This is a genomic window from Streptomyces malachitofuscus (assembly GCF_055571035.1).
Map to the genome: position 1 here is coordinate 1 of NZ_JBVIGA010000075.1, position 1453 is coordinate 1453.

Genomic DNA, 1453 nt, shown 5'->3' on the forward strand with positions numbered 1-1453 from the left:
AAGTACCAGCTCCGCCCCCGCGACTGGGACACCGCCGAACGCGAGGGCAACACCATCACCCCCCTCATCACCCGGCTCAACACCATCCGCCGGGACAATCCCGCCCTGCGGCAACTGCGCGACCTGCACTTCCACCACGCGGATCAGGAGGCGGTCATCGCGTACTCGAAGCGGAAGGGTTCGAACACGGTTCTGGTGGTCGCCAACCTCGACCCCCACCACACCCAGGAGGCCACGGTCTCGTTGGACATGCCGCAACTCGGCCTGGACTGGCACGAGTCGGTACCGGTGCGCGACGAGCTCACCGGCGAGGTCTATTCATGGGGCAGGGCCAACTATGTGCGCCTCGGCCCGGGCGGGGCACATGTACTCGTCGTCGGCCAGGGGTCCGGGGAAGGGCTCCCCGACGCGCACGGCAGGGTTCTGCGACCGTCCACCCCGCAGATCGGAGGGTCACCCACCACATGATCGTCAACGAGCCCGTCCCGGACACCTTCGAGGACACCCCCGCCAAGGACCGGGACCCCGACTGGTTCAAACGAGCCGTCTTCTACGAGGTCCTGGTCCGCTCCTTCCAGGACAGCAACGGTGACGGCGTCGGCGACCTGAAGGGTCTGACCGCCAAGCTGGACTACCTGCAGTGGCTGGGCGTCGACTGCCTGTGGCTGCCGCCCTTCTTCAAGTCGCCCCTGCGCGACGGCGGCTACGACGTCGCCGACTACACCGCCGTGCTGCCCGAGTTCGGCGACCTCGCCGACTTCGTCGAGTTCGTCGACTCCGCGCACCAGCGCGGCATGCGCGTGATCATCGACTTCGTCATGAACCACACCAGCGACCAGCATCCGTGGTTCCAGGAGTCGAGGAAGGATCCCGACGGACCGTACGGCGACTACTACGTGTGGGCCGACGACGACAAGCAGTTCCAGGACGCGCGGATCATCTTCGTCGACACCGAGGCCTCCAACTGGACGTACGACCCCGTACGCAAGCAGTACTACTGGCACCGCTTCTTCTCGCACCAGCCGGACCTGAACTACGAGAACCCGGCGGTGCAGGAGGAGATGATCTCCGCGCTGAAGTTCTGGCTGGACCTGGGGATCGACGGGTTCCGGCTGGACGCGGTGCCCTACCTGTACCAGCGGGAGGGGACGAACTGCGAGAACCTCCCGGAGACCCATGCGTTCCTCAAGCGGGTGCGCAAGGAGATCGACACGCACTACCCGGACACGGTGGTGCTGGCGGAGGCCAACCAGTGGCCGGAGGACGTCGTCGACTACTTCGGCGACTACGCCGCCGGCGGCGACGAGTGCCACATGGCCTTCCACTTCCCCGTCATGCCCCGCATCTTCATGGCCGTGCGCCGCGAGTCCCGCTACCCCGTCTCCGAGATCCTCGCCAAGACCCCGGCCATCCCCTCCGGCTGCCAGTGGGGCATCTTCCTGCGCAACCACGA

Annotated in this window: 1 protein-coding gene and 1 pseudogene; both read left to right on the forward strand. The window is 66.6% G+C overall.

Annotated features, from left to right (window positions below):
- Nucleotides 1-468 (forward strand): annotated as a pseudogene (locus ACZ44S_RS39100) (alpha-1,4-glucan--maltose-1-phosphate maltosyltransferase); the annotation flags it as partial.
- Nucleotides 465-1453 (forward strand): alpha-amylase family glycosyl hydrolase (locus tag ACZ44S_RS39105; protein ID WP_466938273.1); only part of this gene is annotated, 989 nt, incomplete at its 3' end. The pseudogene ACZ44S_RS39100 and the gene ACZ44S_RS39105, both read left to right, overlap by 4 nt.